19 protein-coding genes are annotated in these 21,558 nt (G+C 72.6%); 7 read left to right on the forward strand and 12 right to left on the reverse strand.

Annotated features, from left to right (window positions below):
• Window positions 1–56: 56 nt before the first annotated feature.
• The 8 genes from ACI1MP_RS02995 to ACI1MP_RS03030 all read right to left on the reverse strand — a co-directional run bounded on the left by ACI1MP_RS02995 (window position 57) and on the right by ACI1MP_RS03030 (window position 10,315).
• Entirely contained in the window at window positions 57–2,390 is a 2,334-nt protein-coding gene (locus ACI1MP_RS02995) for a SpoIIE family protein phosphatase (RefSeq protein ID WP_404867628.1), read from the reverse strand.
• Entirely contained in the window at window positions 2,387–4,444 is a 2,058-nt protein-coding gene (locus tag ACI1MP_RS03000; protein ID WP_380344432.1) for a SpoIIE family protein phosphatase, read from the reverse strand. Before ACI1MP_RS03000 ends, ACI1MP_RS02995 begins: the two co-directional genes overlap by 4 nt.
• Window positions 4,445–4,482: 38 nt before the next feature.
• Complete coding sequence (locus ACI1MP_RS03005; RefSeq protein WP_100584470.1) at window positions 4,483–4,884, reverse strand: SHOCT domain-containing protein; 402 nt, start codon at window positions 4,882–4,884, stop codon at window positions 4,483–4,485.
• A gap of 113 nt (window positions 4,885–4,997) precedes the next feature.
• Window positions 4,998–5,366 (reverse strand): hypothetical protein, encoded by a 369-nt coding sequence (locus tag ACI1MP_RS03010; protein ID WP_100584471.1) that lies wholly within the window; start codon window positions 5,364–5,366, stop codon window positions 4,998–5,000.
• Between the two features lie 52 nt (window positions 5,367–5,418).
• The gene (locus ACI1MP_RS03015; protein ID WP_100584472.1) at window positions 5,419–6,051 is read right to left on the reverse strand and encodes a ubiquinol-cytochrome c reductase iron-sulfur subunit; all 633 of its coding nucleotides are present in this window, start codon (window positions 6,049–6,051) and stop codon (window positions 5,419–5,421) included.
• 137 nt (window positions 6,052–6,188) lie between these two features.
• A complete protein-coding gene (locus tag ACI1MP_RS03020; protein WP_100584473.1) occupies window positions 6,189–6,797 on the reverse strand; it encodes a 4Fe-4S dicluster domain-containing protein in 609 nt (202 codons plus the stop codon).
• Between the two features lie 6 nt (window positions 6,798–6,803).
• Window positions 6,804–9,104 carry a molybdopterin oxidoreductase family protein gene (locus ACI1MP_RS03025; protein WP_404867629.1) on the reverse strand — a complete coding sequence of 767 codons (2,301 nt, stop codon included), beginning with the start codon at window positions 9,102–9,104 and terminating at the stop codon, window positions 6,804–6,806.
• Window positions 9,101–10,315 (reverse strand): MFS transporter, encoded by a 1,215-nt coding sequence (locus ACI1MP_RS03030; protein WP_404867630.1) that lies wholly within the window; start codon window positions 10,313–10,315, stop codon window positions 9,101–9,103. The genes ACI1MP_RS03025 and ACI1MP_RS03030 overlap by 4 nt, the downstream gene beginning before the upstream one ends.
• 227 nt (window positions 10,316–10,542) lie before the next feature.
• On the opposite strand from ACI1MP_RS03030, the gene ACI1MP_RS03035 reads away from it, so the two are divergent.
• On the forward strand, window positions 10,543–11,097 hold the full coding sequence (locus ACI1MP_RS03035; RefSeq protein ID WP_404867631.1) for a MarR family winged helix-turn-helix transcriptional regulator: 555 nt from the start codon (window positions 10,543–10,545) through the stop codon (window positions 11,095–11,097).
• A 43-nt stretch (window positions 11,098–11,140) separates the two neighbouring features.
• Here the strand turns inward: ACI1MP_RS03035 and ACI1MP_RS03040 are convergent, their stop codons facing one another.
• Window positions 11,141–12,007, reverse strand: a complete 867-nt coding sequence (locus ACI1MP_RS03040) for an NAD(P)H-binding protein (RefSeq protein WP_404867632.1) — start codon at window positions 12,005–12,007, stop codon at window positions 11,141–11,143.
• A 127-nt stretch (window positions 12,008–12,134) separates the two neighbouring features.
• Between ACI1MP_RS03040 and ACI1MP_RS03045 the strand changes: the two genes are divergently transcribed.
• Window positions 12,135–12,572, forward strand: a complete 438-nt coding sequence (locus tag ACI1MP_RS03045) for a MarR family winged helix-turn-helix transcriptional regulator (RefSeq protein WP_404867633.1) — start codon at window positions 12,135–12,137, stop codon at window positions 12,570–12,572.
• 484 nt (window positions 12,573–13,056) lie between these two features.
• Here the strand turns inward: ACI1MP_RS03045 and ACI1MP_RS03050 are convergent, their stop codons facing one another.
• From ACI1MP_RS03050 to ACI1MP_RS03060, 3 genes are all read right to left on the reverse strand, one after another.
• Window positions 13,057–13,281, reverse strand: coding sequence for a hypothetical protein (locus ACI1MP_RS03050; protein ID WP_404867634.1), 225 nt, complete (start codon window positions 13,279–13,281; stop codon window positions 13,057–13,059).
• A 165-nt stretch (window positions 13,282–13,446) separates the two neighbouring features.
• Complete coding sequence (locus ACI1MP_RS03055) at window positions 13,447–14,193, reverse strand: phosphotransferase family protein (RefSeq protein WP_404867635.1); 747 nt, start codon at window positions 14,191–14,193, stop codon at window positions 13,447–13,449.
• A 184-nt stretch (window positions 14,194–14,377) separates the two neighbouring features.
• The gene (locus ACI1MP_RS03060; protein WP_363481873.1) at window positions 14,378–15,421 is read right to left on the reverse strand and encodes a LacI family DNA-binding transcriptional regulator; all 1,044 of its coding nucleotides are present in this window, start codon (window positions 15,419–15,421) and stop codon (window positions 14,378–14,380) included.
• Between the two features lie 374 nt (window positions 15,422–15,795).
• Here ACI1MP_RS03060 and ACI1MP_RS03065 point away from each other — a divergent pair, with 374 nt between their 5' ends.
• The 5 genes from ACI1MP_RS03065 (at window position 15,796) to ACI1MP_RS03085 (ending at window position 21,491) form a co-directional block, all read left to right on the forward strand.
• A complete protein-coding gene (locus ACI1MP_RS03065; RefSeq protein WP_043911738.1) occupies window positions 15,796–16,947 on the forward strand; it encodes a Gfo/Idh/MocA family protein in 1,152 nt (383 codons plus the stop codon).
• Window positions 16,948–17,190: 243 nt separating this feature from the next.
• Complete coding sequence (locus tag ACI1MP_RS03070; RefSeq protein WP_404867636.1) at window positions 17,191–18,339, forward strand: dihydrodipicolinate synthase family protein; 1,149 nt, start codon at window positions 17,191–17,193, stop codon at window positions 18,337–18,339.
• Window positions 18,336–19,196 (forward strand): sugar phosphate isomerase/epimerase family protein, encoded by an 861-nt coding sequence (locus tag ACI1MP_RS03075; protein WP_404867637.1) that lies wholly within the window; start codon window positions 18,336–18,338, stop codon window positions 19,194–19,196. Before ACI1MP_RS03070 ends, ACI1MP_RS03075 begins: the two co-directional genes overlap by 4 nt.
• Before the next feature lie 260 nt (window positions 19,197–19,456).
• A complete protein-coding gene (locus tag ACI1MP_RS03080; protein WP_404867638.1) occupies window positions 19,457–20,554 on the forward strand; it encodes a glycerate kinase in 1,098 nt (365 codons plus the stop codon).
• 112 nt (window positions 20,555–20,666) lie between these two features.
• Window positions 20,667–21,491, forward strand: coding sequence for a class I SAM-dependent methyltransferase (locus ACI1MP_RS03085; protein ID WP_380331808.1), 825 nt, complete (start codon window positions 20,667–20,669; stop codon window positions 21,489–21,491).
• Window positions 21,492–21,558 lie beyond the last annotated feature (67 nt).

Here is a 21,558-nt window from a genome sequence, read left to right on the forward strand (position 1 = left end):
CCGGTCCGGCGCCCACCGGTCCCCGGCGCCGGACCGGCCGTCAACTCGCCCTCCCGCTACGGCTCGGACGGGTCGACCCCGGCACCGTCCCTGCGTGAATCGCCCGTCGGCGCCAGTTCCTGCTGCGCCCAGATGGTCTTGCCGTGCCGGCCGAACCTGGTCCCCCAGCGCTGCGCCAGATGACCGATGATGAACAGCCCGCGGCCGCCCTCGTCGGTGCTCTTAGCCCGCCGCATGTGCGGGGTGCTGGCCGAGCTGTCCGAGACCTCGCAGATCAGGCCCCGGTCGTGGATCAGCCGCAGCCGGATCGGCGGTTCCCCGTAGCGGATCGCGTTGGTCACCAGCTCGCTGACGATCATCTCGGTGGCGAACTCCAGGTCCCCCAAGTCCCAGGCGGCGAGCTGGTGTTCGGCCAGCCGCCGGGCGGTGCGCACCACTGCCGGATCGTCCGGCAGCGTCCACACCGCGACCCGCTCGTCCGGCAGCGCCCGGGTGCGGGCCAGCAGCAGCACGGCGTCCTCCCGCTGGCGTTCGGGCAGCAGCGCGTACACCACCCGGTCGCACAGGTCGGGCAGGCGCTCCTCCCCGGGCCGGGCGAGCACCCGCTCCAGCACCGCCCGCCGCACACCCGGGCCGTCGGGCGTGCCGTCCCGGTCGGGGTGCCGGGCCCGGCCGGACATCAACCCCTCGGTGTACAGCGCCAGTACGCAGCCCTCGTCCAGTTCGACGGTGGTCGTCTCGTAGCAGCAGTCGCCCCAGCCGAGCGGCCGCGCGGGCTCGACGTCGAACGGCAGCGGCTCGCCGTCCGGGCCGACCAGCACCGGCGCGGGGTGCCCGGCGGACGCGGCGGTGCAGGTCCGGGCGATCGGGTCGTACACCAGGTACAGGCAGGAGGCGAGGCCGTCCGGCAGCCGGTCCGCGCCGGGCGGCAGGCTGCCGCGCTGCTCGTTGGCCAGGACCCGCGCGACTTCGTCCAGGCGCACCAGCAGCTCGTCCGGCGCCAGGTCCTGGACGGCCAACGTGCGCAGCGCGGTGCGGAGTTGGCCCATCAGGGCGGCGGCCTCGATGCCGGTTCCGGTGATCCGGCCGACCGCCAGGCCGACCCGGGCGGCGGACAGCGGGACGATGTCGTACCAGTCGCCGCCGGGGCCGACCGCGCCCGGCAGGTAGACCTGCGCGGTCTCCACGGCGCTGAGTTCGGCCGGTTCCCTGGGCAGGAGCTGGCGTTGCAGGGTGGTGGCGATCGTGCGTTCGCGCGCGTAGCTGCGGGCCTTGTCGATGGACAGGGCGCCGCGGGAGGCGAGTTCGACGGCCAGGTCCAGGTCGGCCGGTTCGAACGGGTCCGGCCGCCGGTTCCGGTACAGGGACAGCACGCCCAGCACCGTGTCGTGGGCCACCAGCGGCGCAACGATCATCGAATGCACGCCGAGCCCGGTCAGGCGGCGTCCGCGCACGGGGTCGGCGGCCAGCCAGTCCTCGTCGCCGTTCAGTCCGCGCACCAGCCGCGCCCGCCCGTCGTCGAGCACCTGGCTGTACGGCGTGGGCGCCCCGTAGGTGGAGAGTTCGCCGTGCGGGATCGGGCCCGGCTCGGCGGCGGGCCGGCCGGGGGCGTGCACGGCCCGGTAGGCGGCGCGGCGCAGCGGGGAGGTGGGGTCGACGGGTCCGGCGCGGGGCGGCAGGCCGCGCAGGGGTTCGTCGAGCAGGTCGACGGTGGCGATGTCGGCGAGGCGTGGCACGGCGACGTCGGCGAGTTCCTGGGCGGAGCCGATGGCGTCCAGGGAGGCGCCGAGTCGGCGGTGTGCGGTGTGCAGGATGTCGAGGCGTTCGAGGGCGGTCTGCTGTTCGGTGACGTCCTCGATGGCGGCGACCAGGTAGCGGCGGCCGGTGTCGGAGACGACGGGGAAGAAGGAGACGGCGCCGATCATGTCGCGGCGGGGCTCGCCGGGGGTGCGGCCGCGGATCACGTGTTCGCGGATCCAGTCGCCGTCGTCGAGGGCCTGGCGGGCGAGGGATTCGAGTTCGGCGCCGTCGAAGCCGGGGGCGAAGTCGCCGGCGCGGCGACCGGCGGTCCCGGGGTCGGCCCCGACGCCGGGCCGGGTGTCGGCGTTGCGGGCGGCGGCGTTGTGGCGGACCAGCCGCAGATCCTGGTCGAGCAGGTAGAGGCCGACCGGGGCCTGGGCGAACAGGGCGTCGAGCAGTGCCGTGTCGTGGCCTTCGCCGCTTTCGCCGCCATTGCCGTCGGGGCCGCGGTCGGGGCTGTGGCGGTGGGCTGCGTTTGCGCGCCGCACGGGGTCGCCGGCGGGGTGCCCGCCGGCCTGCGCCTCGTCCGGGCCGTCCGGGCCGTCCACGACGTGCCTCCTTTCCGCGTCGCCGTCCGGGGTGGTGTTCATGACGGCCTGCCCGGGGTCGGCGGGGTGGGCCGGAAGGCGATCAGGGCGATGTCGTCACGGAGGTCGACGACGCCGCTCGCCAGGTGTTCGCACAGGTCGGCGAGGGGGCGGTGGCGGGCTTCGGCGGCGGCTTCGCAGAGGCGGGCGATGCCTCGGCCCAGGTGTTCGCCGGGGACTTCGACCAGGCCGTCGGTGTAGAGCAGCAGGGTCTCGCCGGGGCCTATCGGGTCGCGGTGGGTGACGCGGGGGCGGCGCGGGTCGACGGACAGCGGGACGTCGGCGTCCTCGGCGGCCAGCAGTCGGGGCGGGCCGGTGACGGGCACCAGGACGGGTGGCGGGTGGCCGGCGTTGCTCCACTCGACCTCCCAGTAGCCGTCGGCGCCGTGCCGGGTGAGGCGGGCGTGGACGGCGGTGGCGAAGCTGCCGACGCCCAGTCCTTCGGCGGCGGTGTCGAGTTCGCGCAGGGTGTCGGCGGGGGTGTGGCCGTGCGGGCGGATGTAGGCGATGGAGCGCAGCATGGCGCGCAGTTGGCCCATGGTGGTGGCGGCGGCGAGGTCGTGGCCGGCGACGTCGCCGATGGTCATGGCGAGTGCGCCGTCGGGGAGGGTGAACGCGTCGTACCAGTCGCCGCCGACTTCGGCGTTGCGGTTGCCGGGGCGGTAGCGGGCGGCGAGGTCGGCGCCGCCGACCCGGGGCGGGGTGGTGAGCATGGCGCGTTGCAGGACGACGGCGGAGTGCCGGGCGCGTTGCAGGGCGAGGGCCTGGCGCAGCGGGGCCTGGGCCCGTTGCAGGACTTCGTGCTGGAGTTCGATGTCGGCGGGGCCGGGCGGGGGTGCGCCTTCGCAGTCGGCGGTGGCGGCGAGGGCGACGACGGCGCCGTCGACGACGATCGGCAGCAGGGTGACGCTGGTGGCGCGGGCGGCTCTCAGCCAGCGGGCGGAGACCTCGGGGATGCTGCCGCCGGACACATTGCCGTCGGCGAATTCGAGCGTGGTGGGAGTGCGGTCGGAAACCGCTTTCCCCGCGCGTTCTCCGAGGGTGAAGGTCTGCCGGTTGATGGGTGGCAGCGGGGGCAGTCCGGGGCGGGCGACGGAGGCGACCCGGGTGGCGACGACGGCGCCGCCGGCCGCGTCGGGCTCGCGCAGCACGAAGACGGCGCACACGTCGGTGAGGTCGGGGACGAGGGTGGCGGCGAGGGCGGCGAAGGCGTCCTCGGCGCGCTCGGCCTCGGTGACGGCGCCGGCCCGGGCGAGCAGTCGTTCGCGCAGCCGGTTGCGCCACTGGTCCTCGATGTCGGTGGTGGTGCCGATCCATTCGGCGGGTCCGCCGTTGCGGACGATGGGGACGGCGCGGGCCCGGACGTGCCGGTAGCCGCCGTCCTTGCCGCGGACCCGGAAGACGTGCTCGAACGTGGTGGGCAGGTCGCGGACGGCGTCGGCCCAGCGAGTGGCGAGCTGGTCGCGGTCCTGGGGGTGGACGACGTCGAGCCAGCCGGTGCCGACCGCCCCGGGGAACGGGCGGCCGGTGAAGGCCTCCCAGCCGGGGACGAGTTCGTCGGCGGTGCCGTCGGGGTGCACCAGCCACACCATCTGGGCAGCGGCCGCCATCAGGGCCTCGTAGCGCCGCAGGGTCTGCAGCCGTTCGACGGACAGGCGTTCGGCTTCCAGGGCGGAATGCAGTTCGGCGGTGGTGTCGACGGCGGTGGTGAGGATGGCGGGCCCGTGCGGGGTGCCGGGGGCGTGCAGGGTGCCGGCGGGCGAGCTGGAGTAGACGAAGTGCCGGTGGGCCGTCCCGCCGTCGGGGCAGCTCAGGGTGCGTGGCGCGGTGACCTGCCGGGCGGTGCCGTCGGCGAGCACGGCGTCGAGGGTGGCGACGAAGCGCTCGGCACCCGGTTCCGTGAACACCTCACGGGCCGGGACGCCGAGCGGGCGGTCGCCGAACAGGTCGCGGAACGCGTCGTTGACGTACACCAGCCGGTGGTCGTCGCCGGCGGTCAGTGCGATCGCCACGATGGCCCGGTCGAACACCTCGGGTGTCAGTGGTGTGTCCGGCACCCTGCCGGTCCTCCTCCCGCCCGCCTGCCGGCGGGGTCTCAGGCGAGCAGTTTGCTCTTCGCCGCGCGGTACTCGTCCTCGGAGATGGCGCCGCTGTTCTTCAGGTCGGCGAGCCGGGCGAGTTCGTCGACGTGCCGCCGCCCTGCGTCCTGGTTCTCGGTGCCGGCGGCTTTGCGGACGTAGTCCTGGAAGCTGCTCTCCGCCTGCATGGCGAGCGCCCGGTCACGGTTGCCCATGGATTTTCCGCGGGCGATCAGGTAGACGAGCACGCCGATGTAGGGCAGCAGGACGACGAGGACCGTCCAGCCGGCCTGGCCCCAGCCGCTCAGGTCGTGGCTGTGGAAGATGTCGGTGATCACCTTGAACAGCAGGAACAGCCAGAGGATCCAGAGGAAGAACCACATCATCGTCCAGAACAGGTTGAGCAACGGGTAGTCCATCGGGGGCTCCCTTCCACAGGTTCTTCGAGAGGTATCACCACATTCCGGGCACCGCACTCCGGGTGCCTCGGGCGAGCCGTCACCGAGTGTCCGGCGGCAGGTGCACCCGGTGTTCAGCGGTCGTACGGGGAGATCCGCCAGGCGAGCAGCACCACCAGGAAGGAGGCGATGCTGAAGCCGGTGGCCCACCAGGCGGTGGCGATCTCGCCGCGCATCCAGGCGTTGGTGGCGACGGTGAGCCCCCACAGTTGGCCGATGACGACGGTGATGGCGAGGCCGACGCGGGCGGAGAGGATCGCCGAGCGTTCCGGCTGCTGGTCGGTGCCCGCGCCGGGTCCTGGGCCGGTCGCGGTGACCCGGGCGTCGGCGTACCCGGAGGTCGGCCGGATCTGCGGATAGCGTTCGTGGACGGGCCGGTTGAGGTGCGGTTCGTCACTGCCGGGGTGGTAGCCCTCGGGGAAATGACCTTCGGGGACGCTCACCGCACACCCACCAGGCCTTCCTGACGCATCGTCATGTCTCTTTCTTCCAGCATCATTTGCCGCTCTTCCGACTCGGGCATCCGGCGGCTTCGGCCAGCGCCGGGTTGCGGTCGCGCAGGCCCCGGCACAGGCCCGCCTGCTCGTCCTCGCCGGAGCGGGCGGTGCCGATCGCCCAGACCGCGCCCCGGGCATCCTCGACCATGACCACCTTGGGCAGCGGCCGGGGCGGCGGGCCGGCCGTCACCTCGCCGCTGCGGGCGTCGAACTTCCCTTCGTGGCACGGGCAGTAGAGATCGCCGTCGGGGCCGTGGTCACGTCGCCACAGCACGCCGCAGGCCAGGTGGGTGCAGACGGTGGAGTAGCCGACCAGGGTGCCGTCGGGCAGGCGGATCGCCATCGCCCGATCGTCCTCGCCGGGGTAGTCGAAGCTCACCGCCTGCCCGCGCTCCAGCCGGTCGGCGACCTTCAGCGGAGCGGCGATGCCGTCGCCGTGCCGGTGCAGCACGCCCGCCGAGACGACGGCGGAGCCGACCGCGAGGCCGCCGGAGACGGTGGCGACGATCCGCAGGTAGTCGCGGCGGGTGGTGAGCGAGTCGGCGCTGATCCGCTCACGCAGCGCGGCCTGCTCGGCCCGATGGCCGTCCTCGGGGCTGCCCGGCTCGGGCGGGTCGACGGGGCTGCTCACGCCACCGCTCCGTTCCCGGGCGCGGGCCGCCCGTTGACCTCGATCACGTTCATCCGTTCCCGGGCGCGGGCCGCCCGTTGACCTCGATCACGTTCATCCGTTCCCGGGCGCGGGCCGCCCGCTGACCTCGATCACGTTCATCCGTTCCCGGGCGTGGACCGCCCATTGACCTCGATCACGTTCAACAGCCCGCCGGGGACGGGCGCCCGGCGCTCCGGCGGCACCACCATGGCGACGCCGGTGGAGACGGTGGTGGCGCCGAACACGAACTCGGTGGAGACGTCCACGCCGGGCCGTTCTGCCTGCAACTCCTCGGCGGTGCCGTAGAACAGGGCGCCGGTGGGGCAGACGGTGGCGCACATCGGGGCCAGGCCGTAGGAGGTGCGGTCGTAGCAGAGGTTGCACTTCATCTGGAGCTTCGCCTCCAGATCGATCTTGGGCACGCCGAACGGGCAGGCGTTGACGCAGTTCGCGCAGCCGATGCAACGGGTCGGGTCGGCCTCGTGGACGACGCCGTCCGCGGTGATCAGGATCGCCTCGGCGGGGCAGACCTCGGCGCACGGGGCGACCGGGTCCTCGCAGTGCATGCACACGGTGGGCAGCGAGGCGACGGTGCGACCCTCGTCGGTGTAGTCCAGGTGGATCATCGACTTGCCGCGGTGCGAGTCGCATTCGCGGCACGCCGACACGCAGGCCTGGCAGCCGATGCAGCGGCCGGGGTCGATGAAGATGGTGCGTCCCAGCATCGTGGTTCAGCCCCTCTCTCCGGTGCCTACGCCCTGCGACGAGGTCGGCGGCAGCGGGTCGGTGCGCGGCACCTGGGTCTCCGGGTACGCCTCACGGCCCGGCGGGGTGGGCGGCGCGGGCACCTCGTCGACGGCCCGGGCGCGTTCGATCCGCACCGCGCACACCTTGTACTCGGGGATCTTCGAACGCGGGTCGAGGGCGTCGATTGTCAACTCGTTGGCGGCCACCGGGTACGGCCAGTGGTAGGGCACGAACACGTGGTCCGGTCGGATCGCCTCGGTGACCAGCGCCGGCAGCACCGCGCTGCCGCGCCGGGTGACCACCCGCACCGGCTCGCCGTTGCGGAAGCCCTGCGACGGGTGCACCTCCACCCACGGTCGCGGCGTCTGCTCGACCAGCGCGCCGAGCCGGCGGGTCTGGTTGCCGGACAGGAAGTGCGCGACGGTGCGGCCGGTGGTCAGCGTCATCGGGAAGTCGTCGTCGTACGGATCGGCCGGCGGGTGCCACTCGACTGCCTGGAGGTGGATCTTCCCGTCCGGGTGGTAGCTCCTGCCGTCCTCGAACAGCCTTGGCGTGCCCGGGTGTTCGAGGCCCGGGCAGGGCCACACCAGGCCGCCGGTCCGCTCCAGCCGGTCGTAGGTGATGCCGTAGTAGTCGATCACCGTGCCGGCCGAGGCACGGCGCAGTTCGTCGAACACGTCGCGCGAGCCCTCGAAGGCGAACTTGCCTCCGGCGCCCAGGCGCCGGGCCAGTTCGCACATCACCCAGGTGTCGGTGCGGACGCCCTCGGGGGGCTCCTGCGCCTTGTTGTGCTTGACCACCCGGGCCTCGGCGTTGGCCATCACGCCCTCGTCCTCGGCCCAGGTGGTGACGGGGAAGACCACGTGCGCGTTGGCGGCGGTCTCGGACAGGAAGAAGTCGAACTGGGCGTGGAACTCCAGTTTGTCGTAACCGTCCTTCACCACCGCGTAGTTGGGCAGCGAGACGAACGGGTTGTTGCAGACACCGATCAGGCCGCGGATCTCCTGGCGCTGCATCTGCCACACCATCTCCATCATCGACGTTCCGGCGGGCGGGAGTTCGGACTCCTCGATGCCCCAGATCGCGGCGATCTGGCGGCGGTGCGCCGGGTCGTTGATGGAGCGGCCGCCGGGCAGCAGGTCGGACTTCTGGCCGTGTTCGCGGCCGCCCTGCCCGTTGCCCTGGCCGGTGAGGGTGCCGTAACCGGCGCCCGGGCGGCCCAGGTTGCCGGTCGCGGTGCACAGGTTGATGACGGTCAGGCAGTTCTCCACGCCCTGGGTGTGGTGCTCGATGCCGCGCGCGTGCCAGCCCATCGCCCGCCGCGCCCGGCCGAACGACCTTGCCACCTCGACGACTTGCTCGGCGGGGACGCCGCAGATCTCGGCGGCGCGGCGCGGCGGGTACTGCTTGACGGCGGCCTTCACCTCCGCCCAGCCGGTGGTGTTCGCCGCCAGGAACGCCTCGTCGGTCAGTCCCTCCTCGACGATCACGTGCAGCACCGCGTTGAAGAATGCCGAATCCGTACCGGACTTGAGCGCGACGTGGATGTCGGCGGTGCGGGCGACCGCGGTCTGCCGCGGGTCGACGACGATCAGCGTCGCACCCCGGTCCCGGGCCCCCCACACGTACTGGGTCAGCACCGGGAAGCACTCGCCGACGTTCGCCCCGACGATCAACAGGCAGTCCGTCTGCAGGATGTCGGCGAACGGGTTGGCCGCCCGGTCGATGCCGAACGCCAGCTTGTTGGCGCCCGCGGCGCTCACCATGCACAGCCGGCCGTTGTAGTCCACGTGCCGGGTCTTCAGTGCGACCCGGGCGAACTTGCCCACCAGGTAGGTCTTTTCGGAGAACAGGCTGGCCCCGCCGAGCATCCCGAAAGCGTCCCGGCCGTGCTCGCGCTGGATCCGGTTGATCTGCTCGACCGTGAACTCCAGCGCCTCGTCCCAACTCACCTCGCGGAACGGCTGTTCACGGTCGCGGCGGAGCAGCGGCGCGGTCAGCCGGTCCGGGTGGTTGACCTGCTGGTAGGCGTTGATTCCCTTGGGGCACAGGCGCATTCGGTTGATGTCGTGGTTGCGCGGCTCGACCCCGAACACCTTGCCGTGGCCGTCCACCCGCAGGTACATGCCGCACTGGATGCCGCAGAAGCAGCAGTGGGTGGGCACCAGGGTCTGCTCGGTCTGGTCGGCCCGCCAGGCGGCGGCCGGAAGCCCGCCGGCGTCGCGGAACTCGCGGGTGCCGAGCGGGGCGACGCTCGGGTCCAACGGGACGTGCTCGCCGCTCACTTGAACCCTCGCTTGACGTCCGACAGGTACGCGGTGCCGCGCAGCACCCGCTTGCAGCGCGGGCAGTACTCGGCCCACTCGTCGAAGCCGAGCCGCAGGTCGCGCATGGTGGCGCGCAGGTTGTCGACGGCGGCGGCGGTGTCGATCGGCTGCCCGCAGCGGCGGCACGCCCGCAGCTCCTCGGCGTCCGAACCCTTGCGTCGCGCCGTGTACTTGAACAGCTGCATGCCGACCGCGGCCGGGCGCTGCACGATGTGGAAGAACTTCCCGAACGGCAGATAGACCAGGGTGAGCACCACCGACGCCATGTGCAGGATCGCCAGGAACTCGTAGCCGCCGCCGTGCAGGAACATCTCGGAGAAGGTCAGCAGCAGGCCGGTCACCGAGATGGTGAGCAGGGCCAGCAGCGGGAGGAAGTCGTAGCCGAACCGCTGACCGGTGGTCGCCGCCCGGTCCCGCACCCGTCGCCACAGGAAGTAGCCGACGCCGCCGATCACCATCACCGCGGCCAGGTCCAGCCCGTGGTACAGCGCCCAGCCGAGGAAGCTGCCGGAGTCGAAGCCGAACAGCTTCACCCCCCACAGCCGCATCTCGTAACCCGGGCCGGTTGCGCCGGCGGCGGTGAAGGTGAACCAGCCCCAGGTCAGCGGGAAGGTGATGACGGCCGCCAACAGGCAGCCCCAGAAGATGAGTTGGTGCGCTGCCCAGCGGGCGTGCGAGCGGGCGCCGAGGAACTTCTGGAAACCCAGGTAGGTGGCCGCCATCCGCGGCAGCGCGGTCGGCGAGCGTTTCAGGTTCTCCCAGGACAGCGCCGCGGCCCAGCCCTCCCGGAACATTCGGCGGGCGGCCGGGGCGGAGATCCACATCATGTACCGGTACACCACGCCGAAGGTCAGGAACACCGTCGCCACCGCGTACGGCACCAGCGCCGAGTCGAAGTCCCGCAGCTCCCGGCTGCCCAGCAGGATCGCCGCGATCAGCAGCACGCTCGCCGCCCCGGCCACCATCGACGCCCGACCGGCCGGCGAGGTCGTGACGTCCGACCGCGTCTCCACCGGCACCGCTCCCCCGCGGTACGGCGGCGGCCCGTCCCCCGCCGAACCGCCCCCCGCACTCCCGTCCGGCGACCCCCCGGGGGGCGGCGGTGTCGCGGCCACGCGCACTCTCCTAGCGCTCGACTCGATCCGGTTCAAGGCCCGGGCGCCCGGCATTCCGACCCCGGCGCCCGCCCACCCTCGGACGCTAGCCAGCACCTCCGCCTCCCCGCGCGCCCACTGCACCGTCGGTGGCGCGTCGCTGCGCCGAACGGACGAGCGGGCGGCGAGCCGTCAAGCACCGTTCGACTCACCGGGGTTGATCGCCCGTCAATCGCCTCGGGGCTGGACCGGAGAGCCCTCGCCGATTAAGGTACTACTTCATGTTGAAGGACGTACATAACTTGCCCACCCCCGAACCCTCCCTCGCCAACGACCCCGACGGCCACCTCTACGACCCCGGCGTGCGCAGCTCGATGGCCGCGTTCGCACTCGGCGACGACACCCTCGCGCTGGAGGCCGCCGCCGCAGTCCGCTCCGCCTCGCAGTCCATCGATCGCCTTCGCGCCCACGGCGCCGGCGGCCGCGGCCTCAGCGCCGGAGCCCTCGACCTGCTCACCCGGCTCGGCAACGCCGACGCGGACGGCCTCACCATCGGGGCCCTCGCCCGCGCGGCCGGCGTCAGCTCCCGCAACGTCACCGGCCTGGTCGACACACTGGAACGCGAGAACCTGGCCCGCCGCGTCCAGCACCCCGACGACCGGCGCTCGGTCCGCGTCACCATCAGCCCCGCCGGCCGCGAATGGCTCGACGCGTTCCGCCTGCCGACCCAGCGCGCCATGTCCGCCGTCTTCCGCGGCTTCACTCCCGAGGAGCTCGCGCAGTTCCGGCACCTGTGCCTGCGCCTGGTCGTCAACCAGCAGCAGCTGGAGCAGTACCTCGGCGGCATGCAGTCCTGAACGGCCGACCGCGGAGCGGCTGCCCGGACGCCGGCCGGGATGCTCAGCCGACTGCGGCCGCCGACCGGAAGGCGTCGGCGTTGCGCACGCACCAGGCCTCGAACGTGCCCGGCCGGCGTCCGAGGAGCCGCTCCACGGTGTCGGTGCGCATCCCGACGACATCGGCCCGCATCAGCGCGAACCCTTCGACTATGGCGTCGGCCAGCGCCTGCGGCACGCCGCGGGGGAAGCGGGCGCGGACGGCCTCGGCGGGCTTCCGCGCCTCGCGGACCTCGATGTGGCGGCCGAGCGCTCCGGCGAGGATCCGCACCTGCTCGGCGACCGTGAGGCACTCGTCGCCGGTCAGCACGTACTCCTCACCCCGGTGGCCGTCCTCGGTGAGGACCCGGGCGGCGACGGCGGCGATGTCGGCCGGGTCGATCGGCGCGAAGCGGCCCGGACCGACCGGGTCCAGGACGTACCCCTCCGCGCGGATCGTCGGCACCCACTCCAGGGCGTTCGTCATGAACCCGCCGGGCCGCAGAATGGTGGCCGGGATGCCGCAGCCGCGCACGATCTCCTCGCGTTCGTGGTGCCAGCGTCCCATCGCGGGCATCGGATCGCCCAGCACATTGGCGGACGACAGGTGCACCAGGTGGCGCACCCCCGCCGCTTCGGCGGCGGCGACCGCTTGCGCGGTGTGCGCCGTTCCGATGCCGGGCGTGAGCAGGAACAGCTTCTCGACGCCCGCCAACACGGCTGCGGGCGTGGACGGTTCGTCCAGGTCGCCGACGAAACGCTCGGCCCGCGCGGGCAGCGCGGCGGCCCGGGCCGGGTCGCGGACCAGCAGGCGCAGCTCGGCGCCCTGCGCGTCGAGCGCGCGGACCAGCTCCTGGCCGATGTTTCCGGTCGCACCGGTGATCAGTATCATCGTTCCCCCTGGAGACGTTAGCCGTCTAGCGATTCGGCGAGAACGTTAGCCAGGAACTGATTAGCCGTCAATCGATCTGCTGCGCATGCCTGTTCCGCGATCCGCCCGCTCTTTCCCGGAGGCCGAGATGCCCGAGTTCCTGGACCTGCACGGCAAGACCTCGAAGGCGCTCCGGGCGCTCGCCGACGGCGCGATGCGCCGCCACGGCCTCCACCTCGGACAGAACCACCTGCTCGCCGCCCTGTGGGAACAGGACGGCCGCCCGCCCGGCGAGATCGCCGCGGCGCTCAACGTCACCACGCCGACCGTGGTCAAGATGGCCACCCGGATGGCCACCGCCGGGCTCCTCACCCGCCAACGCGACGACCGGGACAACCGCCTGGTCCGCCTCTGGCTCACCGACGCCGGCCGCGCCCTGCAGGAACCGGTCGAGGCCGAACGCTGGGCCATGGAGGACCATGTCCTGGCCGACCTCACCCCGGCCGAGCGCGCACTCCTGCTGGCCGCCCTCACCAAGGTCCACCGGGCCGCGACGAACCTGCTCACCGCCCCGGCCGACACCTGACCCTTGGAGCGGTCCCGCGTGGACCCTCCGCATGGGGCCGACGGTCGGGCGAGGCCCAGCACGGGGAGGCGCGTCTGAACGCCCACCGGCTCGATGTCGTCACGGCGGGTCCGCTCCCACGCGTCCCGCGCCAGCCGCCGGCGCTGGGTCGGCGCACCTCGCCGCGGCGGGTGTCCCACGCGGTGCCGTTCGGCTCGCAACCCAGCGCTCGGGAAACCCTGTTGGACGCGTGGTTGTCGACGAACGATCGGCTCATCGTCCAGCAGCACCACGAAGTACAGCCGCCAGAAGTCCTCGCTCACCCGCGCCCGCCCCGCCCAGATGGCCCGCAGCCACCGCCACTCGCGATCCGGGCTGTCCGCACATAGCGAGCCGGATCGTCGAACGGCCACGGCGGCGCATCGGCAACTCCGGCCCGCATCGCCCATGCGACGCCAAGGCCCTTACCAGCAGGGCTCCTTGGCGCGCCGGCTCCCTACCCGCGTCAGTACAACTCGCACTCCCACCCTTCGAGTTCCGGCTCACCCGGCGGCAACTCCCCGGTGCAGTACCGGTAGAGAAGCGTCGCCGCCCGGCGCTCGGCGTACTTCTCGTTGACCGGCTCCCCGTTCTCGTCCAGCTCAAGGACGTTGACGAACACGGCGAAGCAGGTCTCCGCCTGCGAAGGCGAATCCCGGAGCTCCGCCCAGTAGTCGATCCCCTCCAGCATCGGATGACCGACCGAACCACGCGCGAGCCGGCCGGCGAAACGCCGGATGGTGGCACCGAGGCACCAGGACCGAGATGTGAAGCCATGCCGGGAACCTGTCCCCTGCCACCAACAGGCGCTGCTGCCGCGCGTCGTACGACGACCTGAGCAGCGACCGGCGCAGCCTCACATCCGGGATCTCAGCACGTCGACCTCGCAGCCCGGCGCGAAGGGGTCGAATCCGTGCTCGACCAGCCAGCGAACCGCCAGCAGGCTTCGCAGTGACCACCACCCGTGGATCACGTCGAGGTCGACGTCGGTGCCGTAGCCGACGAGGACGTCGTCGAGGTGCTCCTGGTGTCCGAGCGTGAAGGTGGCGACGTCGTACAGGGCGTCGCCCTGGCCCGCCTCGGACCAGTCGATGATGCCCGTGACCTCGTCGCCGTCGACGAAGACATGGGCGATCTGCAGGTCGCCGTGCGTGAAGGCCGGGGTCCACGGCCGGAGCGCGGCCTCGGAGACCTGGCGGTTGCGGGTGACCAGGTCGGCGGGCAGGACGCCGTTCGTGACGAGCAGTTCGCACTCGGCGTCGAGTTCCGCGACCAGCGCGGCGATGCTCCGGCCGGCCCGCCCCGGCCGGGGCGGCAGCGGCGCGTCGTGCAGCTGCCGGATGGCGGCGCCCGCCGCGGCCCAACCCGCCGACGATCCGGTCGACGGCCCGCCGAGGCGTCCGAGCGTCGTCCCCGACAGGGCGGCCAGCGCGAGTACGGGCGGTTTGCACCACAGGAGTTCCGGCGTCGGGACCGGCGCGAGGGACATCGCCTCGACCTCGGCGTCGATGCGCGCCCGATCGGCATCCACCTTCAGGAACACGTCACCGACGCGCAGCGTCGCCCGCTCGGAATGCGCGACGACGACTTCCACCTCATCCATGGGCACCCAGTATCCCGGGAACGACCACCGACATCGCCGGGTTTGTCACATGCGGCTACGCGGCCGACCGCGCCCCCGCCGTCCGTCGGCGGCCGCCCGCCGGTGCGGCGTCGCAGAGTGGCCCACCGGCTCGCACCTGCTCCAACGGCCGGACGGGTTTGCGCAGTTGTGCCCTGGTGCGACGTCAGTCGACCCGCGGGGCAGCCGTGCTGTCCCGCAGCACCACCTCGGCGTAGGCCGAACTGGTTTCGGCGGCCTCGCGTCGGCCGCCCTCGCGAAGAGCCAGACGGACGGCGGACTCGCCCATCCTGGCGAGCGGAAGGCGGACGGTGCTCAGCGCCGGGGCCAGATCGGTCGCCAATGGGATGTCGTCGAAGCCGGCCACCGAGATCTCGCCGGGGACGGAGATGCCGCGGTCGCGCAGTTCGGCGAGGACACCGGCAGCGCAGATGTCGGAGAGCGCGAGCACGGCCGTGGGCAGCGGAGTTCCACTCTCCCGGGCGACGTCCAGGATCCGGGCCATCGCGGCCCGACCGCCCTCACGGGTGAACTCCGTGCGCTGGAGCATCCCTTCGGCCGGCGTCAGTCCGATCTCGCGCAGGGCGTCCAGCACGCCGTCGAGGCGGTCCTCGGCGACCCGCATCCGCTCGGGGCCGGTGATCACCGCGAAGTGGCGGTGGCCGAGTCGGGCCAGCGAATGGGTGAGCGAGGCGGCGCCCTCCTTGTTGTCCACCTGGACGGTGTCGTACAGCGGGCCGTGATCGGTGATGGCCGCCACGCGGCCGCCCTGCTCCTGATAGGCCGCCAGCGCCTCGTCCAGCTGCTGGATCACCGAGACGTCGTTGTACGCGGACCCGGCCAGAACGATCGCCCGGACCCGGTGCGCGTGCAGCATCCGGATCGCCTCCAGCTCGCGCCGGGGGTCGCCGTCCGTGCTGGTCACCAGCGACAGCAGGCCCGCGCGGGCGGCGGCGTCGCCGACGCCGCGGGCGATCCCGCCGAAGTAAGGGTCGGCCACGTCGTGCAGCAGCACGCCGATCGTCGCGCCGGACGACCGGGCCAGAGCTTGCGCCGGCGCGTTGGGGAGGTAGCCGAGGGCCTCGGCGCTCGCCCGGACCTTCGCCGACAGCTCCTCCGTCACCGACCGCGCCGAGCCGTTAAGGGCCCGGGAGGCGGTGGCCAGCGAGACACCCGCGTGCCGCGCCACATCCCCGAGAGTGACAGCCACCCGATACTCCCCGATTCCCTCGCCCTGCCCGCTGATGATCGAGGGACAGGTTACCGCTCGGCCGGGTCCGGGCGGCCGAGGCGACCACAACGCCTTGACCGAGGCGGGCGGGCCGCCTAGCCTCGGCGCATGGAAAGCGCTTTCCAAGGGTCCTCTCCGACTCGCATGGAAAGCGCTTTCCATCAGCTCTCGCAACACTTCCCCCAGATCTCCGCGCCGACCCCGACACGGGTTCGACGCCGGTCGGCAGCGGGGCATGGAAAGCGCTTTCCCGCACCGACCCGGGGTCTCCCCGGACGGAGTCGGCAAGCGCTTTCCACGCCCCGCTGCCCACCCTCCCCCTCTCCACCTATCGCCCACGGAAAGGACCCCCCATGTCCCGCAGGGTCATCGGCATCGTCATGAACGGCGTCACCGGCCGGATGGGTTACCGCCAGCACCTGGTGCGCTCGATCCTGGCCATCCGCGAACAGGGCGGCCTGCCGCTGGGCGACGGCCAGGTGCTGTGGCCGGAGCCGATCCTGGTCGGGCGCAGCGCCGCCAAGCTGGAGGAGCTGGCGAAGCGGCACGGCCTGTCGCACTGGACCACCTCGCTGGACGAGGCGCTGGCGCACCCGCTGGCGGAGATCTACTTCGACGCGCAGGTCACCCAGGCCCGGGAGTCCGCGATCAAGGCGGCGATCGCGGCCGGGAAGCACATCTACACCGAGAAGCCGACCGCGGAGTCGCTGGACGCGGCGCTGGAGTTGGCGCGGCTGGCGCGGGCCGCCGGGGTCTGCAACGGCGCGGTGCAGGACAAGCTGTTCCTGCCGGGTCTGCTGAAGCTGAAGCGGCTGGTGGACGGCGGTTTCTTCGGTCGCATCCTGTCGGTGCGCGGCGAGTTCGGCTACTGGGTGTTCGAGGGCGACTGGCAGGACGCGCAGCGTCCGTCCTGGAACTACCGGGCCGAGGACGGCGGCGGCATGATCCTGGACATGTTCCCGCACTGGCGCTACGTGCTGGACGGCATCATCGCCCCGGTCCGCTCGGTGTACGCGCACACCGCCACGCACATTCCGCAGCGGGTCGACGAGCAGGGCCGCCCGTACCCGGCGACGGCGGACGACGCGGCGTACGGCGTGTTCGAGCTGGAGGGCGGGATCGTCGCGCAGGTCAACTCGTCGTGGGCGGTCCGGGTGGACCGGGACGAGCTGGTCGAGTTCCAGGTCGACGGCACCGAGGGCAGCGCGGTCGCCGGGCTGCGCAACTGCCGTATTCAGCACCGTGGTTCGACGCCGAAGCCGGTGTGGAACCCGGACCTGCCGGTCACCGAGTCGTTCCGTGAGCAGTGGCAGCAGGTGCCGGACAACGCCGAGTTCGACAACGGCTTCAAGGTGCAGTGGGAGCTGTTCCTCAAGCACGTCGTGACCGGCGCGCCGTACCAGTGGGACCTGCTGGAGGGCGCCAAGGGCGTGCAGCTGGCCGAGCTGGGCCTGCGTTCGGCCCGCGAGGGCCGCCGGCTGGACGTGCCGGAGCTCAGCCTCTGACTCGTCCGGCCGCAACTGCCGGGACCCGGGGTCCGGGACCGACAGCGGGACCGACGGGGCGGTGCGAGCCGAGACCCGGCTCCGCCCACCGCCCCGTCCAACTCGTCTGCGTCGCCCGGCACGTGAACCCCGTCGACAGCCCTTCCCCGCGTCCCCGACCTTCCGCAGGTTGTGGCCGCCGCTTCCACACCCCTCCCCCATCCCGTCGATCCGTGTGATCGCCCGATCCCAAGGCCTGACACCATGACTCATCTCGATCTGCCCGGCATCGGCCGGTACCAGTTGCGCGAGCCCGTGGCGCTCGCCGCCCCGACGGGGCCGGTCTCGTCCCGAGTGGCGTTCGCGGCCGCCCATGTGGTGGCCGATCCGCTGGGCGGGAACGCGCCCGGTGCGCCGGCCGCCGTGGACTGGGAAGGGACGCTCAAGTTCCGGCACCGGCTCTGGGAGTTGGGCCTGGGGGTGGCCGATGCGATGGACACCGCGCAGCGCGGGATGGGCCTGGACTGGGCCGCGACGCAGGAGCTGATCGCCCGTTCGGGTGCGGAGGCGAAGGCCGTCGGCGGCCGACTGGCGTGCGGTGCGGGCACCGATCAACTGGCGTCCGTGAACGTCTCGTTGGCCGAGGTGTCGGCGGCGTACGAGGAGCAGCTCGCGGTGGTCGAGGCGGCGGGTGCGCAGCCGATCCTGATGGCGAGCCGGGCGCTGGCGGCGTCGGCCCGCGGTCCGGAGGACTACCTGTCGGTGTACGGGAAGCTGGTCGAGCAGGCCGAACAGCCGGTGATTCTGCACTGGTTGGGCGAGATGTTCGATCCGGCGCTGGCCGGCTACTGGGGTTCGGCGGATCTGGATGCGGCCGCGCAGACGGTGCTGGAGCTGATTCGCAGCCACCCGGGCCGGATCGACGGCATCAAGGTGTCGCTGCTGGACGCGGGTCGGGAGGTCGCGTTGCGGCGTGAACTGCCGTCCGGGGTGCGGATGTACACGGGTGACGACTTCAACTACCCGGAGCTGGTGCGGGGTGACGAAGTCGGTCACAGTGACGCGCTGCTGGGCGTGTTCGATCCGATCGCGGAGGTCGCGGCGGCGGCGCTGCGGGCTCTGGACGCCGGTGATCTCGCGCGCTACGATGCGCTGTTCGGTCCGACGGTGCCGCTGGCCCGCCATCTGTTCGCGGCGCCGACGTTCCACTACAAGACGGGCATCGTGTTCCTGGCGTGGCTGTGCGGGCACCAGGAGCACTTCACCATGGTGGCCGGTGCGCAGAGCGGCCGTTCGGTGAGTCACCTGGTGGAGCTGTTCCGACTGGCGGACGTGGCCGGGGTGTTGGGCGATCCGGAGTTGGCGGCGGGTCGGATGCGGGAGTTCCTGGCGCTGGCGGGGGTGCGGGCATGAGCGCGGCGGTGCTGAAGGTGGCCGAGGGGTGCGAGCGGCTGTCGCTGAACCAGATCACCACCAAGGGCTGGAGCCTGGAGGAGGCGGTGCGCGGCTGCGTGGACGCCGGGATTCCGGCGATCGGCCTGTGGCGCGACAAGGTCGCCGAGGCAGGCCTGGCCCGGGCGGCGCGACTGTGCCGGGACGCCGGTGTCGCGGTTAGCAGCCTGTGTCGGGGCGGGTTCCTGACGGCCGGTGACGAGGCGGCGCGCCGGGCGGCGTTCGCGGACAACCTGGCGGCGATCGAGGAGGCGGCCGAACTCGGCACCGACACCCTGGTGTTGGTGGTGGGCGGCCTGCCGTCCGGCAGTCGCGACCTGGTCGGGGCGCGCCGCCAGGTGGCCGACATGATCGGTGAACTCGCGCCTCACGCAGGCGACTTCGGCGTCCGGCTGGCGATCGAGCCGCTGCACCCGATGTTCTGCGCGGACCGGGCGGTGGTCTCCACGCTGGGCCAGGCGCTGGATCTGGCGGAGGCCCATCCGGCCGAGCAGGTCGGTGTCGTGGTGGACAGCTACCACGTGTGGTGGGACCCGGAGTTGGAGCAGCAGGTCGCGCGTGCGGGGGCGGGCAACCGGATCGCCTCGTACCAGGTGTGCGACTGGACGCTGCCGCTGCCGGCGGACGCGCTGCTGGGCCGGGGCCATGTCGGCGACGGGCACATCGACTTCGGTTGGCTGACCGACCGGGTGGCCGAGGCCGGCTACGAGGGCTGGATCGAGGTCGAGCTCTTCAACGAGCAGGTGTGGAACACCCCGGGTGAGCAGACCCTCGCCACCCTGAAGGACCGTCACCGCACGCATCTGGTGCGTCGCTGACGCCGGCGGGCGCGCGGGCCGGCACGCGCAGGTAGGTGGAGGGGCGAGCGGGTCGTCGGCCGGCTCGCCCGCCGCTGTCCGACGGTGTCGTGCCTCACCCTGTCGCGCGCGTCGTGTCGAGATGGTGGGCACCTGGAGCGGTCCGGTTGAGTGGTGCCGCGTCGGGATGGATGCTCCGGCGGAATCGGCGGGCCGAAGTGGCCTGTCGGGGTCCTGTCGGGGTCGGCGGGTCGAGATCGAGAGAGGCGGAGGTGGGGCGGATGCGGATCGTCGTGGCGCCGGACTCGTTCAAGGGGACGATCGACGCGGCAGACGCCGCCGAGGCGCTGTCCTCGGGCTGGCGTTCGGTCCGGTCGGCGGACGAGGTGCGGTGCGTGCCGATGGCGGACGGAGGGGAGGGGACGCTCGCGGCCGTCGTCTCGGCCAGTCCCGGTGCGCGGCTGGTCGACGTCCCCGACGTGGCGGGACCGGACGGGCGGCCGGTGCCCGGGCAGTTCGCGCTGCTGCCGGACGGCACGGCGGTGGTCGAGCTGGCCGTGGCCAGTGGACTCCCTTTGTTGGGCCGCGAGTTGCGTCCACTGACCGCGACGACTCGGGGCACCGGCGAGACCATCGCCGCCGCGCTGGACGCCGGGGCGACCCGGCTGCTGGTCGGCCTCGGCGGCTCGGCATCCACCGACGGCGGATTCGGGCTGCTGTCCGCGCTCGGCGCCCGCCTGCTGGACAGCACGGGCCACGTCATTCCTGACGCTTCGTCGGATCTCGATGCCGCGCTCGACGCTGCGACCGCCTTCGACCGTTCGCGGATTCGCTTCGCCCCGCCCGGCGGGGTGGTGCTGCTCACCGACGTGACCAATCCGCTGCTGGGCGAGCGCGGCGCGGCGGCGGTGTACGGCCCGCAGAAGGGTGCCGGTGAGCGGGAACTTCCGTTGTTGGAACGCAGGTTGGAACGCCTGGCGGAGCTGATGGGCGGCAATCCGTCGCATCCGGGCGCAGGCGCGGCGGGCGGGACGGGGTACGGGCTGCTGGCCGGTTGGGGCGCGGTGGTCGAGCCGGGCGCACCGGCGGTGGCTCGACTCCTCGGGTTGCCGGGCCTTTTGGCGTCCGCGGATCTGCTGATCACCGGCGAGGGCCGGTACGACGCGACCAGTCTCCAGGGGAAGGCCGTCGGCGAGGTGGTGCGCCTGGCCGAGGCAGCGGGCGTCCCGTCGAGCGTGGTGGCGGGCGAGTCGTCGGCGGACGGGGTGCTCACCCTCTCCTCGCTGGCGGGATCCGCGTCCGCCGCCCGGTCCGAACCGGCCCGCTGGCTGCACCGGGCGGGAGCCACGCTGGCGGAGCAGTGGGCGGCGCGCACCTGATCGGGCATCGACCCGCCGGGTCCCCGGCCCGCCGACCGACCAGGTGATCGTCCGCCCGGCCGGTCCGATATTTCGTTGACCCATCACCGGCAACCCGGAAGGCTGTGTCGTCATGTCTACTTTCTCCGACGACCTTCCCCAGCCTCCACCCGCCTCCCAGTCCGTCCCGCCCGCCGACTGGACGGACTGGGAGGCGGCCAATCGCGCCAACTGGGACGAGCGGGTGCCGGTCCATGTCGGCGGGGCGTTCTACGACGTTCCGGCGTTCGTGGCCGGAGCGGAGGTGCTGCGGGACTTCGAGCTCGCGGAGGTCGGAGACATTGCCGGAAAGCGCTTGCTGCACCTGCAGTGCCACATCGGCCTGGACACTCTTTCGTGGGCGCGTCGCGGTGCACTGGTGACGGGGCTGGACTTCTCCGAGCCGGCGCTGGTGGAGGCCGCGCAGTTGGCGAAGCAGCTCGGGGTGGAATCGGCGCGCTTCGTCGCCTCCGATGTGTACGGCGCGGTGGAGGCACTCGGCGGCGAGACCTTCGACGTGGTGTACACGGGCATGGGCGCCCTGAACTGGCTTCCGGACCTGACGCGTTGGGCCCGCACGGTGGCGGCGCTGGTCCGTCCGGGCGGGTTCGCCTACCTGTCGGAGTTCCACCCGATCGCCGAACTCGTCGCAGCGGACGGCCGCACCGTGGTGGAGGACTACTTCGACCGCGCGCCGGCCGTGCTGGACACGCCGGGCAGCTACGCCGACCGGGACGCGCCGATGACGGCCACCCGCACGGTGCAGTGGCGGCACGGAATCGGCGACGTGGTCAGCGCGCTGGCAGCCTCCGGCCTGCACCTGGACTTCCTGCACGAACACGCGCACGGACACTTCTTCCTGCCGCCCGGCCCCCGCCTCCCGCTGGTCTATTCGCTGCGCGCCTCCCGACCGTCCTGACGACCGGCCGGCTCCCCCGGCACCGGCCGGGTTCCGGTCCACCGAGGTCCCGCAGCTCAGGGCACCC

The sequence above is a fragment of the Kitasatospora griseola genome (assembly GCF_044999035.1).
Taxonomy (GTDB): Bacteria; Actinomycetota; Actinomycetes; order Streptomycetales; family Streptomycetaceae; genus Kitasatospora; species Kitasatospora griseola.